Consider the following 14,639-nt stretch of genomic DNA (forward strand, 5'->3'; position numbering starts at 1 on the left):
GACGTCAACTTCAACTAACCTCTGAGCCATCCGGCAACCGGCGCTCCATCGCGGACGCCCCGGTCAGCGCGCATTAACATGGAGGTTTCTGGTCGTGAAGAGCCGAGAGGTACATCTGGTGGCCCGGCCCACCGGCGAACCCGCACCATCCGATTTCCGGATGGTGACCACCGATGTCCCGGATCCGGGCAGTGGGCAGTTGCTGGTCCGCAACGACTGGATGTCGGTCGATCCGTATATGCGCAACCGCATGAACGACGTGAAGTCCTACATTCCGCCGTTCCGACTCGATGCCCCCATGGACGGCGGCGCGGTCGGCACCGTCGTCGCCTCGGGTGTACCGGGAATCGAAGTCGGCGCGACAGTGCTGCACGATCTCGGCTGGCGGGAGTACGCGCTGTTGAAGGCGGGGCAGGCGCGCGTCGTCGATACCGCGCTGGCACCGGCCGAGACCTACCTCGGCCCGCTCGGTATCCCCGGGCTCACGGCGTATGTGGGTCTGAAGGAAATCGCGCCGGTCCGTCCGGGCGATGTCGTATTCATCTCGGGCGCGGCAGGTGCCGTCGGTCTTGCCGCCTGCCCGGTGGCCAGGCACTTCGGCGCGGCCAAGATCATCGGATCGGCGGGCGGTCCGGAGAAGGCACGGCGGCTGGTCGAGGAGTTCGGCTACGACGCCGGGATCGACTACCGGGCGGGCAGTCTGGGCAAACGGTTGCACGAGGCGGCCCCGGACGGCATCGACGTCTACTTCGACAATGTCGGCGGCGACCATTTGCAGGCGGCGATCGGCTCGATGCGCGATTTCGGCCGAATCGCCCTGTGCGGAGCCGTCGCCGGGTACAACGCCGAAACCCCGCCGCCCGGCCCGAAGAATCTGGCGCTGGCGGTGGTTCGCCGACTGTCGTTGCGCGGCTTCATCGTCACCGACCATCCGGAGCTGGCACCCGAATACGCGGCGCTCGCGGCGAACTGGGTGCGTGATGGCAGCCTCCGCGTCCCCACCACGGTGCTGATCGGGATCGACACCGCTGTCGACGCCTTCCTCGGCCTGCTGCGCGGTGCCAATACCGGCAAGATGCTGGTCCGGCTGAATAGCGAGGCGAACTGATGCGCGTGCAGAACGCGGTCGCGATCGTCACCGGCGCCGCGGGCGGCATCGGCGCCGCGATCGCGCAACGCCTGCTCGAGCACGAAGGTCGCGTTCTGATCACCGACCGTGACGCGGACCGGCTCGCGGCGACGGCGAGTCGATTCGCTGAGGCATTTCCCGGCGCGGTATCCGGCCATGCCGGTGACGCCGCATCCGAATCCGATCTCCGCAAACTCATCGATACGGCCACAACCGAATTCGGCCCCGTCGACATGTTCTTCGCGAACGCCGGTGTCGGCGGCGGTCCCGGACTGGACGCCACCGAGGCGCAGTGGGAGCAAGCACTCGAGGTCAATACTTTGGCCCACGTGCGGGCGGCGCGGTTGCTCGTCCCGGGCTGGCTCGAGCGCGGCAGCGGCTACTTCGTGAGCACTGCCTCGGCGGCGGGACTGCTCACCCAGATCGGTTCGGCCACCTACGCGGTCTCCAAGCACGCGGCCGTCGGATTCGCCGAATGGCTGGCGGTGACCTACGGGGATCTCGGTGTGCGGGTCAGCTGCCTGTGCCCGATGGGCGTCGATACCGCCCTGCTCACCGGACTCGGCACGGACGGCGGATCCGCGGGCGACCTGGCCACCCGCGCCGTCACCGGAGCCGGCGCGGTGCTGGCTCCGCTCGATGTGGCCGATCGCGTGCTCGAGGCGATCGAGGCCGAACGCTTCCTCGTGCTGCCGCACGCGGAGGTCCGAGAATTCCTGCAGCGCAAGGCTGCCGACCACGATCGGTGGATCGCGGGCATGCAGCGCTATCGGAGGTCACTGTCATGAGCGGGCGCAGCGCCGTGCTGTTCGATTTCGGCGGTGTGCTCACCACCGCCGTCCTGGCCGCATTCGCCGAATTCGGCGCGGAGCTGGGCGACCCGCGGCTGCCGCTGCGACTGCTGACCCGCGATCCGGAAAGCAGTGCGCTGCTCGTGGATCACGAGGAGGGGCGCATCGGCGAGCGTGAGTTCGAGGTCGGGTTCGCGCGGCGGCTGCGCGCGCACGGCGTCGAAATCGACGATGCGGGCCTTGTCGATCGCATCCAGTCCCGGCTGCATCCCGACCCGGAGATGATCGAGCTGGTCGCGGGTGTCCGCGCGGCGGGCTATCGCGTCGGTCTGCTGTCGAATTCGCTCGGCGACAACTGCTACGCGGGCTTCGACCTGCCCGCCATGTTCGACGCGGTGACCATCTCCGCGGAGATCGGCACCCGCAAACCGTCGCGCCGTGCCTATCTCGTCGGCTGCGAACGGCTCGGTGTCGCGCCCGAGCAGACCATTATGGTCGACGACCTCGAACAGAACATCACCGCGGCCGAACTGCTCGGACTCGGCGGCATTGTGCACCGCGACGCCGCATCGACGGCGGCCCTGCTGTGGCCCGCGCTACGCACCCCCAGCTGATCCACCCACCTTGCGGCGCAGTCTCTTTCGACCACCCGCACCAACGATCGGAGCCTCGATGGACCTGTTCAGCACGTCCGAGCGCACCCAGCGGTATCAACGCGATCTGCGCGCCTTCATGGACGAATGCGTATACCCGGCCGAGTCGGAATACGAAAAGCAGATGGCCGCAGCCGGCGATCCGCACCACCATCCGCGGATCGTCGAGGATCTCAAGACCGAGGCCCGCGCCCGCGGCCTGTGGAATCTGTTCCATCCGCATCCCGAATGGGGTCCGGGCCTGACCAATCTGGAATACGCTCCGCTGGCCGAGATCATGGGCCGCAGCCCGCATCTCGCGCCGGAGGCGTGCAACTGTTCGGCGCCCGACACCGGCAATATGGAGGTGTTCACCCTCTTCGGCACCCAGGAGCACAAGGAGCGGTGGCTGGAGCCGCTGCTGAACGGCACCATCCGCTCCGCCTTCGCCATGACCGAGCCCGCCGTCGCCAGCTCCGACGCCACCAATATCCAGCTGAGCATGGCGCGCGACGGCGACGACTACGTGCTCAACGGCCGAAAGTGGTTCGCCTCCAACGCATTGCACAAGAACTGCAAGGTGCTCATCGTCATGGGCAAGACCGATCCGGACGCGCCCAAGCACCGTCAGCAGTCGATGATGGTCGTGCCGATCGACGCACCCGGGGTCACCGTCATGCGCAATCTGCCGGTCTTCGGCTACGCCGACCGCGAGGGCCACGCCGAGATCGATTTCTCCGATGTGCGGATCCCCGTCACGGATGTATTGAAAGGCGAGGGCGAGGGTTTCGCCATCAGCCAAGCCCGGCTCGGTCCGGGTCGCATCCACCACTGCATGCGCGCCATCGGTATGGCCGAACGCGCGCTGGAACTGATGTGCGCACGCGCCGAATCGCGAATCACATTCGGGCAGAAGCTGAGTGAGCGCGCCAATATCCAGGACTGGATCGCCGAGGCCCGCATCGATATCGAACAGGCCCGGCTGCTGACTCTCAAGGCCGCGTGGATGATGGACACCGTCGGCAATAAGGCGGCCCAGGTCGAGATCGCGGCGATCAAGATCGCCGCACCGGAGATGGCGCTGCGGATTGTGGACCGGGCCATCCAGGTGCACGGCGGGGCCGGTGTCACCGACGATTTCCCGCTCGCCAGCATGTACGCGCACCTGCGCACACTGCGTCTGGCCGATGGACCCGACGAAGTGCACAAACGCGCCATCGCGCGCGCCGAACTCGGTAAGTTCAGGACCGGGGCGTAGGACGGACAGGAACGTATGCAGACAAGTAGCGGGCTGATTCAGCCCACCGCGGACGCGACCGGCTTCGATATCGATGCCGCCGCATTCGCGGACTGGGTGTCCTCGCTCGGTTCGGCGTGCACCGCGCCGGTGCGTACCGAACGGGTGGGGATCGGCCAGTCCAATCTGACCTTCCTGATCACCGACGCGGCGGGGCGGCGTTGGGTGCTGCGGCGGCCGCCGCTCGGCCACCTGCTGGCGTCCGCGCACGATGTGGCGCGGGAGGCCCGAGTCATGTCGGCCCTTGCGCCCACCGATGTCCCGGTGCCGCGCGTCCACGATATCCGGCACGAGGGCGAGATCGCGCTCGTGCTCATGGAATTCGTCGACGGACTGGTCATCGACGGGGTCGAAACCGCCGAGCGAATCACCCCCGAGCTGCGCCGCAGCGCCGGGCTGTCACTGGTGCAGACACTGGCCCGCATCCATGCCGTCGATCTGGAAACCACCGCGCTGATCGACCTGGCCAGTCACAAACCGTATGCCGAGCGACAGCTCGAGCGGTGGTCGGCACAGTGGGAGAAGTCGAGAACTCGGGACCTGCCGCTGGTGGACCGTCTCACCGAGCGGCTCCGCACCGCCGTTCCCGAACAGCGCGAACTCGCGCTCGTGCACGGCGATTACAACCTCCGCAATGTGATCACCACACCGGAGACCGGTGCGATCGCCGCCGTCCTCGACTGGGAGCTGTGCACCCTCGGTGATCCGCTGGCCGATGTCGGCAGTCTGCTGGCCTACTGGCCGATGCCGGGCGAAGCGGCCATTCCGGGCACGGAAATGGTCATGCTCCCGGGTTTCCCGTCCCGTGCCGAACTGGTCGAGGAGTATCTCGCGATCACCGGACGTGACCGGCGCGCACTCGGGTTCTGGCATGCGCTCGGTCTGTGGAAACTCGCCGTCATTGCCGAGGGTGTGTACCGGCGAACCCTCGACGACCCCCGAAACCGTGCGGCCGCGGGTATTCCGACTACCGACCTGGTCGACGGACTCGCCGAAACCGCCGACCGGATCGCCACCGAAGCCGGTTTCTGACACGAAACGGCCCTGTCTCCCGATATTGCCAGGGAGACAGGCCGTTTCGCGTATTCACCCGAACGAAGTAACCGCCGGGCACAGAATGTCCGGCGGTACTTCTATCAGGGCACGAGTACCGACAGCGCTTCGGCGATGCAGGCGGGCTTGCCGATGCCCTCGCGCTCGATGGTCACCAGAGCCGTCACCTGGACCCCCGCTTTGATCGGCTCGAGGTTCTCCTTTCCGTTACCCGCCAAGCCTTCACGCAACGCCTCCGGTGAGGGTGACCCCGCCGTCGACGACGATCAGCTGGCCGGTCAACCAGGCCGCGTCATCGGAGAGCAGGAAGGCGGCGACACTGCCGATGTCCTCGGGTACGCCGAGACGCCCGAGCGGATAGGCCGCGGCCACCTGCTCCTCGCGGCCGTCGTAGAGCGCGGTGGCGAATTGGGTCTTGACCACAGCGGGCGCGATCGCGTTCACTCGGATCGACGGGCCGAGTTCGACCGCCAACTCCTGGGTGATGTGCACCAGCATCGCCTTGGTCGCCCCGTAGAACCCGATGCCGGGCGCGGGCTTGATCCCGGCAACCGACGCGACATTGACCACCGAGCCACCGTGCTCGCCCAGCCATGCCTTGTGCGCCTGCTGCACCCAGGAGATCGCCGCCAGGCAGTTCACCTCGAAGACTTTACGGGCCGCGGCCAGGTCGAGTTCGACCATCGGACCGTACACCGGGTTGATGCCGGCATTGTTGACCAGGAAGTCGACCGAACCGAAGGTCTCCAGCGTGCGCTCGATGGCCTCGGTCTGATGTTCGACGTCGTCGGCTCGTCCCGCGACGGCGATGGCGTGCTCGGGTCCGCCGAGTTCGGCGATGACCGCGTCCAGCGCGTCCTTTTTGCGGGCGGTCACACAGACCCGCCCGCCGTCGGCCACCAGCCGCTGCGCGATGGCCAGCCCGATACCGCGGCTGGCTCCGGTGACAATCGCCGTCTTTCCGTCGAAACGACCCATTACGTAAGCCTCTCCTGATGCTCGACCTGCGTGACCCAGACTCACCGAACTTGATTCCGACGTCAAGTTCAAGTGAGATCGCTCGTCACGTGATACGGGTCACATGAGTGATCGGTGCACATCGGCCGGCCGTGTCGCCGGCGCTCGGTCAGTCAGCTTCTTTCAGCTGAAGAGCGTTGAACCACAACTGATTCAGCGTTTTCACCAACTTCTCGAAGGACACCTTCCGCCCCTCGACGAATACGAAGTACGCCATGCGGCTCACCATGCTCGACAGCGCGAGCGAGGTGACCTCGGCATCCAACTCGGCGTCCACCAGGCCACGATCCTGCAGATTCCGGATCATCTCGGCATTGCGCTCGACGAAGGCCAGGGCGCGCTCGAAGCGCAGCACCCGGAACTTCTCATCGATCTTCGAGACCTGTTCGAGCACGGCCATCAGCCGCGCATTGCGCCGATACGACAGCAGGTACTCACGATTGGCGGCGGCGATCAACTCACGCGGGTCGTCGATGCCGACCCGCTCCCGGATGTGCGGGTGCAGCATTTCCTCGCGCACCTGCTCGACGACCGCGGCGAAGATCTCTTCCTTGCTGTCGAAGTAGGTGTAGAACGAACCGGAGGCGACCCCGGCTGCCTTGGAGATGTCACTGATCCTGGCGTCCAGGAAACCGTCGCGTTCGAACACCTCGCGCGCCGCGGTCACCAGTGCGGACCTGGTGCGCATGCCACGCTTACTCCGCGGGGGCACCCGACCGGGCTGGTCCTCGGTGGCTTCCTGGGCGTTCACTGCCTCACTCGCTGTCGTCCGGCTCGCTGACGTGGTGGATCGTAACGCGCCCGCCGCTCCCGCGACCCCACGACGCCGCTTGGCAACCTGTATCGGCACAACATATATTGAACATGACGCCAAATTCAAGTAACGTCCGACCCGCCGACGTTGCCTGGGTCACATCAGTTCGCGCTCACTCATGGAACCGGAGCAAGCCATGCCCGCGAATCCGGCTTCCCCGACCGCATCGGATCAGCCGACCGAGGAAGTTGAGGACCTCGGCGGGTTCGGCGATACGACCCTATTCTGCGGTCCGCGGGCATTGCAGTGCGGAAAGGGTGAGATGGATGAAAGCCGAAGCCGCTCAACGGTGTAAGCGCCGCAGGGCGCGGGCAGCGGCATTGGCTCCGCACATGCCATGGGCACCTGGGCCGGGTGGGGTGGCGGCAGAGCAGAGGTAATGGCCGGGGAGGCCGATATCATAGGGCTGCAAGGTTTTTCGCGGGCCGAAGACGAGTTGGGGAATGTCTTTGGCGCCGGTCATGATGTTGCCGCCGACGTAGTTGGGGTTGTATTCGGCGAAACCGCGAGCAGTGCGGACGACGGTGCCGACGATGCGGTCGCGGAAGCCGGGGGCGAAGGCTTCGATTCGGGCGCTGATCGCTTCGGTGGCGTCGCCGGTGAAGCCGTGCGGAACGTGGGCATAGGTCCACACCGGGTGCACGGCTCCGACCGAACGCTGGGGGTCGGCGAGGTACTGCTGTCCGACCAGGACGAACGGTCGCTCGGGCATGCGCCCGGCATGGATTTCTCGTTCGGCGGCCGCGATTTCGGCGAAACCGCCGCCGAGATGGACGGTTCCGGCCCGACGGGCGGGATCGGCGGTCCAGGGCACCCCGTCCTCGACCGCGAAGTCGACCTTGAAGGCCGCTGGCCCGTAGCGGAATCGATGATATGCCTTGGCAATTCGCGACGGAAGCCGATCGCCGAGGATTTCGGCGACCGCGGTCGGCGCCACATCCCACATGGTGATGTCGGTGGGCGGCAACTGCGACGGCGACCGCACGTGCACACCGGTCTCGATCTTCCCGCCGAGGTCGAGCAGCAGTGCGGCCATCGCATCGGTGATGCGCTGTGAGCCGCCGACGGCAACCGCCCAGCCGTGACGATGCCCCGCAGTAAGGATGCCGAGCCCGACGCTGGCGCTCAGTGGTCGGTGCAGCGGGTGGAACGCGTGCGCGGCGACGCCACCGAACAATGCCCGCGCCTGCTCGGTGCGGAAGATCTCCGCAAATAGTGATGCCGGCGCCAGCGCTGGAATTCCGAAGCGGGCCAGGCTGATCGGATGCCGGGGCAGCCGCAGCAGCGGGCCCATGATGTCCGCACCGAACCGGTCGTAGGCGGCGACCGGCCGGTCGAACAGCAGCCGCCAGGCCCGGCCATCGGTGCCGAGACCGGCGGCGGTCTCGGCGACCGAGCGATACAGCACCCCGGCGGTTCCGTCGTCGAGCGGGTGGGCGCAGTCGATCTCCGGCCACGCCCACCGCAGCCCGTAACGCTCGAGATCCAGACCACCCAGAAACGGCGATCCGACCGCCATCGGATGGATGGCCGAGCAGTGATCGTGCACGAGTCCAGGCACGATCGCCTCGCTCGAACGGGTCCCACCGCCGATCTCGTCAGCCGCCTCCAGCACGGTCACTTCGACACCGGCTCGTGCGAGAGTGATCGCGGCGGCCAGGCCATTCGGTCCGCTGCCGACGACGATGGCGGTTTTCATCGGATGTCCTTCCTGAAAACTATTGGAACACAGGCACTACGACACCATTTCCGACTCCGGTTCGGCCCTGCCGGACAAGGCGCGGAACGCCTCCTCCCGCCGCCAGGTGACCTGCAGCGGAATCGGGCCGTCCGGCAGCCACGGCTGGGCGGCCACCGCGTCGCGGACCCGCCAGGTGCCGCGTTCGATGACGCCGAGCGCGGCATCGATCACCTGATACTCCTGGGTTCCCCGATGGATCGGCTGTGATTCGACCCAGACGATGACCCATTCGCCGGGTTCGAATCCGATCCTCGCTTGTACGGCGTTGATCAGGTCCAGATTGTGCAAATGGCCATCGCCGAAGTTGAAGCCGATCAGCGAATTGCAGCCGAACTCGGCCTCGCGCACCGTCCAGCGGTCGATTTCGTGGATGTTCTTCAGCAGCAGGGAGAATAGTCCGCGGCCCTGGCTGTGCATGGACCGCCACGCGATGGTCTGCTGCATGGTGATCTCGGCGACCGCGGGCGGATAGCCCATGGCCTGCAGTTGGTCGATCTGGTTCTTCGTCGGCCGGTGCGGCAGCGCGTTCAGCTTCTCCTCCGCACCGGGTGCGAAGGCCCACAGTGCCGAAGCCCAGTTTCCGGCGTACTGGCGCATCGACGGCAGGAAAGACACCAGATCCGGACGCAGGTTGCCCAGAATCGGGAAGAAGACCAGAACCGCGACGATCGCGACGGTCAACCATGGCGAGGACATGTCGGTGACGGCATAGCCGTCCCCGGCGGGGAAGCCCAGGAACAGGAACACCGTCAGGTAAGCGAAGATGACATTCCATTCCTGCGGCACCGCCAGCGCGAACATCGAAATGATCGTCAGGTGGAACATCACCATGAGCACCACCGCCGCCAGGATGATCCACCGGTTGGTGGCGAACAGCAGCACGAGTGGGGTGGCGATCTCCACGGCCGAACCGCCGACATGCGCGGTGAGCGAGGCCAGCTTCGAGGGCCGGATATCGCGCGGGAAGTCGCGGTAGTACCGCCGCTTGACGCTCTTGAACGGCACACAGGGACCATTCGAGGTCATCGCCGACACGACATTGCTGAAGTGGTAGCCGTACTTGGAGATCCCCGCCCCGATCCACACCACGCAGATCAGCAGTTTCGCGGCGATGATCATGTCGACGAACGGCAATACCGCGAAGAACACCAGCGCGGGCAGGTACTGCTCACCACGGGCGGTGAGGAAGATCGTCTTGTCTCGCAACCCGCACAGGATGTACAGCGCAATCGGCGCGATCAGCAGCGCCGGCTGCACCAGGCCGGTGGTGTTGTCGGGCACCGCGTCGCTCAGCGCGGCACTCGGCACTCCCGGCAGCAGGATCGGCACCAGCAGACTGGCCAGGAATGCCAGATACAGCAGCACATCCACACCGGTGCGGCAATCGCCATCGGTGAACGGCACCCGCCGCCACGGCCGCAGCCGGATCGCGCCGCGCCGGGCATAGAACAGGATGCCGCCGATCATCGGCTTGAATTTGCCCGCGATCGGTCCCCACGATCCGGCGATGCCGATCGCTTCGAGCAGCACCGTCCACAGGATCAGCTTCTGATACACGATCGGCTGGTTCCACCAGTGCGCCACATCCCAGAACGGGCCGACGCCCGATGTCCAGGTGACCAGCGCGGTACCGCCCAGAACGTAAAGGATCAGCACCTTGACCATATAGATGGTGTGGATCATTTTCGGCGTGCCGAATCCGTATTCCACCCAATGCAGGGCCAGTGCTTTCATGCGCTCCATGAGCGGTTTGTCGAGAAATGTCTCCGGATCGACGGGCGGGAAGTCCGCCTCTTTGAATCCCATTGTTCGAACCTTTCATTGGCAGGATTTCGGGCAGGCACGAGCCGCATCCGAAATACCGGTGATTACGGATTGTGCGACCGGGCGGATCTGCTATGCACTCGCCGCGAGTGCACGGAGTTTTCGTTTATCGATCTTTCCGACGGCATTTCTGGGCAGTCCGTCGGCGAGGAAAATCGATACCGGCGCCTTGATGCGGGCCAGCGACCGCAGACAGTGCTCGATCAGCTCGGCCTCGGTGACTACCGAACCGGGCAGCGGGACGATATGGGCGACCGGGACCTCGCCGAGGACCGGATCGGGCGCGCCGACCACGGCCGCTTCCAACACGCTCGGGTGGGCATGTAGGACATTCTCGATCTCCTTGGGATAGATGTTCTCGCCACCGCGGATGATCATGTCCTTGATCCGGTCCACCAGCACCAGGTAGCCGTCGGCATCGAACCGGCCCACGTCCCCGGTGTGCAGCCAGCCGTCGACGATGGTGCCTGCGGTCGCGTCCGGCCGGCCGAGATAGCCGCGCATGACATTCGGCCCGCGCACCACCACCTCGCCGGGCGATCCGTCCGTGCGCAGGTTGCCGCCGGAATCCATGATCGCGACGGTCTGCCCGGGCAGCGGAAGACCGACGGTACCCGGCTTCCTTTGCCCCGCAGGCGGATTCAGCGTCGAGGCGCAGGTGCCCTCGGACAATCCGTAGCCTTCGACGATCGGTACACCGAACCGGGTTTCGAAGCGTGCGATCAATTCGGCGGGCATCGGCGCCGCACCGCAGATCACCCGGCGCAGCGACGAGGTGTCCGGGCGCAGCTGTTCCGGTTGGGACACCAGCATCGCGTAGATCGCGGGCACCGCGGAGAAATAGGTCGGCCGGACCCGCGCGACGACGTCGAAGAATGTCGATGCGGAGAACCTCCCGGCGATACTCGCGCGACCGCCCGCCAGCAGCGGCGACAGCACGCTCACCACGATCCCGTTGACGTGGAACAACGGCAGGATGAGCAGACTGTGATCGGACTCGTCCAAGCGCAGCGCGTCGATGATCATGCCGCACATAGCGGCGATATTGCCGTGATCGAGCATGACACCCTTGGGCCGCCCGGTCGTACCGCTCGTATAGATGAGCAACGCCAGACCATCTCCGACAGCTGAATCCATCATGACGTCCGTATTTGCCGACCGCCCGGCCATCTCGGCCACATCCAGCGTCCCGATGCCGCGCCCACCTTCGGTGATCACCACCTGCGCCGCGGCATCCTCGATTTGATAACGCGCTTCGTCGAACGTCAGGTCCGGATTCACCGGCGTGACCGCTGCCCCGAGACGCCATGCGGCGAACAGAATTATCACCAATTCCATTCTATTCGGCAGCGCCGCCGCCACGACATCTCCGGAACGAATTCCATGCCCATATAAAACGGCGGCGGCCGCGCGCACACGGTCCGCGAAGGCCTGATTATCCAACTGCTCACAATCATCCGCGATACAGGGACCGGTCGGATTCCGTTCGGCTCTGATATCCGGCAATTCAGCGATGTGGTGCACGATTTCCTCACCATCAGGTGTGATCGGTATTACATTCCCACGGTAGGCACCCAGCCGACCCTCGACTACGGGCCGGTATCCCAGAATTCACCGACGGCTTTGTACTGCGGGCACAAAGGGTTTCCGAATACGGCCGAACCCGACCATGCCGTCGGTTACTGTCCGGCTATGAGTGCCGGCGTGGACCCGATCGTGCGCGAGGTCGCGGGAAGTATCAAGGCCGATCTCGAGCGGCTGATCGTCGAGATGACCTCGATGTTCGTCGATGTCATCCCGGAGTTCCGGCACGACAGCGAGGTGCGGCGGCTGATGGTCGCCAGCACCTCGTCCAATCTCGTCGCCATTATCGACATGCTGGCCCTGAGCATCTCCATCGACGACATCACCGTGCCACCGGCCGCCGCCGAATACGCCCGCCGATTCGCCCAGCACGATATGTCCCTGGAAGCGCTGCTGCGCGCCTATCGCCTCGGTGAACACATGTTTTTGCAGCAGGCCATGACGATCCTGCGCGAATTGGATCGGTCCGCCGACGAGGCTCTGGTGACCATGAGCCGGATCGCCCTGCTGGTCAACAGCTACATCGACCAGGTCATCGAGGGCATCATCGACATCTACGAAAACGAACGCCGCCGCTGGGACACCCGCTCCGATGCCACGCGCGCCGCACAGATCCGTGCCGTACTCGACACCGACGAACTCGATCTGGCATCGGCCGAACAGATGCTGGCGACTTCACTGCGTGGCTGGCACCTCGCCGCCGTCATCTGGATACCACCGGGCTCCCCCGACCCGGCCGGTCTGCTGCGCGCGGGCGCGGCGACGCTGTCCGCGGCCACCGGAAAGACCGCGCTGACGATCACCGTCGATGAGCAGAACTGCTGGGCCTGGATCTCCTCCACCGGCAAACCAGATCTCGATGCCGATCGGCTCGACGGCGAGCTGCGCACGCGACCGACGCTGCGCATGGCAGTCGGGGAACCCGGCACCGGGCTCGACGGATTCCGTCGCACCTTTCGCGACGCACAGCGCGCCCGTGGCGTCGCCATCGCGACCACCCACCTCGACCGTCAGCTCACCCTACATTCCCGAATTGCCTTGGCCAGCCTGCTGATCGACCATCTCGCCGATGTCCGGGCCTTCGCCGATCGCGTGCTCGGCGACCTCATGCGCGACGATGAGGCGACCGCCCGGCTGCGAGAGACGGTACAGATCTTCCTCGATGCCCGCGGCAGCTTCACCGATGCCGCCACCCGCATGCACGTGCACAAGAACACCGTCCACTACCGAGTCCGCAAAGCCGAGGAAATCCTCGGCCACCCGGTATCGGAGAACCGGCTCGAAATCGAGGTCGCCTTGCTCGCCTGCGCACAGCTCGGACTGGATCGACCGGAGCGCCGACGCACCTGATCCTCACCCTCCCGCCAACTCCTGGGCGGCCTCTTGACCCGCCACCCCGGTTCGCTGCAGGAAGTCGGCGATCACCTCGAGTTCGGCTTCGGAGTAGCGCGAGCAGAGTTCATCCATGCGGTTGTTCATGCCGGAGAACAGCTCGAACAGTTCGGAATTCCGTTCGCGCACCGCATGCAAGGTGACCGCGCGACGATCCGTGGAGTCCGGGTCGCGTTCGCGGACGATCCATCCGCCCTTCTGCAGGCGATCCAGAATTCCCGTCATGGTCGCGGGATGCAGTCCGGCGCGGCGCGCCAATGCCGTCGGGGACATGGGGCCGTGGCGGTCGATCAGATCGAGGCAGGTCCAGTCGACGTCCTTGAGTTCGACCCGTCCGCCGAACCGTCGATTGAGTAGCGAAAGCTGAATATTCAAGTCACGCAATGCTTCCCGCACGTCGGCCGTCAATCGCCGACGGCTGCGCGTCGATGTACGACCTGCTGAACTCAATGTCCGCCACCTCGCCTACGTTCATACGGTTTTCGTATCATACGTAGGCGAGGGGCAGATACGGCTCACCGCCGTGTGCGATTCGCTCCGTCAGACCGACACGACGCGGAAGACCGCGATTCGATGCGCCGATGCGGCCACGCCATCCGGAGTGGCGGCATCGGCCAGTCCGGTGGTGACGAAACGCTGGCCGACGCTCTTCGGACTCGTCGACACCAATTCGTGCAGCAGCGGCGGGCGCTCGTCGACGGGCACCTCGACCAGGCGAGCCGTCGACGACTTTCGACCGCGCGTCAGCGTAACGATATCTGCCGCACGGGCATTCGCGACCCACGCCGCCTTCGGGAATGCCTGGAAGATGAAGCGTCCGCTGTCGAGCTGGTTCACCGCGATCGGAAAGGTCCGCAACTGCCCGCTGCGCCGCCCCGCGACCGTGAGCAGTTGCATCGGGCCGAAGGCGATGCCTATCCGCTGCAGCCCGACGATGACCTTGTTGATGGTGTTGGTTGTCCGACGGTAACTATCTGCACTCATGCACACAATCCTAGTTGAAGATTATATGAGTTTCATATCGTATATTTCACATACCAGCGCGGGTCGCTCCTGGACGAAGCGACCGACGTCGGCGATTATCACTGCCCGGACAGTCGGACGCGCCGGCGTTGGCGTATTCCATGGATGCGCCTCGCCGAACAGCACCTGGCAGCCGAGCACGTCATCTGCTGCTGCCCACCGACGATTCGTCGCCGACGTAGGACGACCACAGCTTGCGATAGGCGCCGTCGACTTCGAGAAGGTCGGTGTGGCAGCCGATTTGGAGCAGGCGGCCGTCGCCGACGACCAAATGAGGTCGGCAGCGGCGGCGGTCGCCAAACGGGTGGGCCACGACGATGGTGGTGCTGCCGGGTCTGACTC

At 65.6% G+C, this 14,639-nt stretch carries 14 protein-coding genes; 6 read left to right on the forward strand and 8 right to left on the reverse strand.

The window, feature by feature from the left end; all coding sequences use genetic code 11:
• Window positions 1-94 precede the first annotated feature (94 nt).
• Genes ACQPXH_RS24140 through ACQPXH_RS24160 form a run of 5 tightly spaced genes read left to right on the forward strand, consistent with a single transcriptional unit; the run spans window position 95 to window position 4,881 of the window.
• Window positions 95-1,108 (forward strand): NADP-dependent oxidoreductase, encoded by a 1,014-nt coding sequence (locus tag ACQPXH_RS24140; RefSeq protein ID WP_433598772.1) that lies wholly within the window; start codon window positions 95-97, stop codon window positions 1,106-1,108.
• Window positions 1,108-1,917, forward strand: coding sequence for an SDR family oxidoreductase (locus ACQPXH_RS24145; RefSeq protein ID WP_433598773.1), 810 nt, complete (start codon window positions 1,108-1,110; stop codon window positions 1,915-1,917). Before ACQPXH_RS24140 ends, ACQPXH_RS24145 begins: the two co-directional genes overlap by 1 nt.
• Window positions 1,914-2,534, forward strand: coding sequence for an HAD family hydrolase (locus ACQPXH_RS24150; protein WP_433598774.1), 621 nt, complete (start codon window positions 1,914-1,916; stop codon window positions 2,532-2,534). Before ACQPXH_RS24145 ends, ACQPXH_RS24150 begins: the two co-directional genes overlap by 4 nt.
• Before the next feature lie 58 nt (window positions 2,535-2,592).
• Window positions 2,593-3,810: an acyl-CoA dehydrogenase family protein gene (locus ACQPXH_RS24155; protein WP_433598775.1), complete on the forward strand. Its 1,218-nt coding sequence runs from the start codon at window positions 2,593-2,595 to the stop codon at window positions 3,808-3,810.
• 15 nt (window positions 3,811-3,825) lie between these two features.
• Entirely contained in the window at window positions 3,826-4,881 is a 1,056-nt protein-coding gene (locus ACQPXH_RS24160) for a phosphotransferase family protein (protein WP_433598776.1), read from the forward strand.
• Window positions 4,882-4,985: 104 nt separating this feature from the next.
• On the opposite strand, the gene ACQPXH_RS24165 is transcribed toward ACQPXH_RS24160, so the two are convergent.
• The 6 genes from ACQPXH_RS24165 to ACQPXH_RS24190 all read right to left on the reverse strand — a co-directional run bounded on the left by ACQPXH_RS24165 (window position 4,986) and on the right by ACQPXH_RS24190 (window position 11,822).
• Window positions 4,986-5,120, reverse strand: a complete 135-nt coding sequence (locus ACQPXH_RS24165) for a hypothetical protein (protein ID WP_433598777.1) — start codon at window positions 5,118-5,120, stop codon at window positions 4,986-4,988.
• A gap of 4 nt (window positions 5,121-5,124) precedes the next feature.
• Window positions 5,125-5,880 carry an SDR family oxidoreductase gene (locus ACQPXH_RS24170; protein ID WP_433598778.1) on the reverse strand — a complete coding sequence of 252 codons (756 nt, stop codon included), beginning with the start codon at window positions 5,878-5,880 and terminating at the stop codon, window positions 5,125-5,127.
• A gap of 148 nt (window positions 5,881-6,028) precedes the next feature.
• On the reverse strand, window positions 6,029-6,607 hold the full coding sequence (locus ACQPXH_RS24175; protein ID WP_051181827.1) for a TetR/AcrR family transcriptional regulator: 579 nt from the start codon (window positions 6,605-6,607) through the stop codon (window positions 6,029-6,031).
• 409 nt (window positions 6,608-7,016) lie between these two features.
• Window positions 7,017-8,432 (reverse strand): phytoene desaturase family protein, encoded by a 1,416-nt coding sequence (locus ACQPXH_RS24180; RefSeq protein WP_433598779.1) that lies wholly within the window; start codon window positions 8,430-8,432, stop codon window positions 7,017-7,019.
• A gap of 36 nt (window positions 8,433-8,468) precedes the next feature.
• Complete coding sequence (locus ACQPXH_RS24185) at window positions 8,469-10,280, reverse strand: DUF3556 domain-containing protein (protein WP_433598780.1); 1,812 nt, start codon at window positions 10,278-10,280, stop codon at window positions 8,469-8,471.
• A gap of 90 nt (window positions 10,281-10,370) precedes the next feature.
• Window positions 10,371-11,822, reverse strand: a complete 1,452-nt coding sequence (locus tag ACQPXH_RS24190) for a class I adenylate-forming enzyme family protein (RefSeq protein WP_433598781.1) — start codon at window positions 11,820-11,822, stop codon at window positions 10,371-10,373.
• Window positions 11,823-11,990: 168 nt separating this feature from the next.
• Between ACQPXH_RS24190 and ACQPXH_RS24195 the strand changes: the two genes are divergently transcribed.
• Window positions 11,991-13,232, forward strand: a complete 1,242-nt coding sequence (locus ACQPXH_RS24195) for a PucR family transcriptional regulator (RefSeq protein ID WP_433598782.1) — start codon at window positions 11,991-11,993, stop codon at window positions 13,230-13,232.
• A 3-nt stretch (window positions 13,233-13,235) separates the two neighbouring features.
• On the opposite strand, the gene ACQPXH_RS24200 is transcribed toward ACQPXH_RS24195, so the two are convergent.
• Both ACQPXH_RS24200 and ACQPXH_RS24205 read right to left on the reverse strand, forming a co-directional pair.
• Complete coding sequence (locus tag ACQPXH_RS24200) at window positions 13,236-13,682, reverse strand: MarR family winged helix-turn-helix transcriptional regulator (RefSeq protein WP_433598783.1); 447 nt, start codon at window positions 13,680-13,682, stop codon at window positions 13,236-13,238.
• A gap of 132 nt (window positions 13,683-13,814) precedes the next feature.
• Window positions 13,815-14,258, reverse strand: a complete 444-nt coding sequence (locus ACQPXH_RS24205) for a nitroreductase/quinone reductase family protein (RefSeq protein WP_433598784.1) — start codon at window positions 14,256-14,258, stop codon at window positions 13,815-13,817.
• Between the last annotated feature and the right edge of the window lie 381 nt (window positions 14,259-14,639).

This window comes from Nocardia sp. CA-135953, assembly GCF_050955735.1.
Classification (GTDB): domain Bacteria; phylum Actinomycetota; class Actinomycetes; order Mycobacteriales; family Mycobacteriaceae; genus Nocardia.

Excerpts from the sequence above, each read along its gene's own strand:
- ACQPXH_RS24145 (WP_433598773.1), top strand. The coding sequence starts at position 1,108 with ATGCGCGTGCAGAACGCGGTCGCGATCGTCACCGGCGCCGCGGGCGGC.
- ACQPXH_RS24150 (WP_433598774.1), top strand. The coding sequence starts at position 1,914 with ATGAGCGGGCGCAGCGCCGTGCTGTTCGATTTCGGCGGTGTGCTCACC.
- ACQPXH_RS24155 (WP_433598775.1), top strand. The coding sequence starts at position 2,593 with ATGGACCTGTTCAGCACGTCCGAGCGCACCCAGCGGTATCAACGCGAT.
- ACQPXH_RS24160 (WP_433598776.1), top strand. The coding sequence starts at position 3,826 with ATGCAGACAAGTAGCGGGCTGATTCAGCCCACCGCGGACGCGACCGGC.
- ACQPXH_RS24170 (WP_433598778.1), bottom strand. The coding sequence starts at position 5,880 with ATGGGTCGTTTCGACGGAAAGACGGCGATTGTCACCGGAGCCAGCCGC.
- ACQPXH_RS24175 (WP_051181827.1), bottom strand. The coding sequence starts at position 6,607 with ATGCGCACCAGGTCCGCACTGGTGACCGCGGCGCGCGAGGTGTTCGAA.
- ACQPXH_RS24180 (WP_433598779.1), bottom strand. The coding sequence starts at position 8,432 with ATGAAAACCGCCATCGTCGTCGGCAGCGGACCGAATGGCCTGGCCGCC.
- ACQPXH_RS24185 (WP_433598780.1), bottom strand. The coding sequence starts at position 10,280 with ATGGGATTCAAAGAGGCGGACTTCCCGCCCGTCGATCCGGAGACATTT.
- ACQPXH_RS24195 (WP_433598782.1), top strand. The coding sequence starts at position 11,991 with ATGAGTGCCGGCGTGGACCCGATCGTGCGCGAGGTCGCGGGAAGTATC.
- ACQPXH_RS24205 (WP_433598784.1), bottom strand. The coding sequence starts at position 14,258 with ATGAGTGCAGATAGTTACCGTCGGACAACCAACACCATCAACAAGGTC.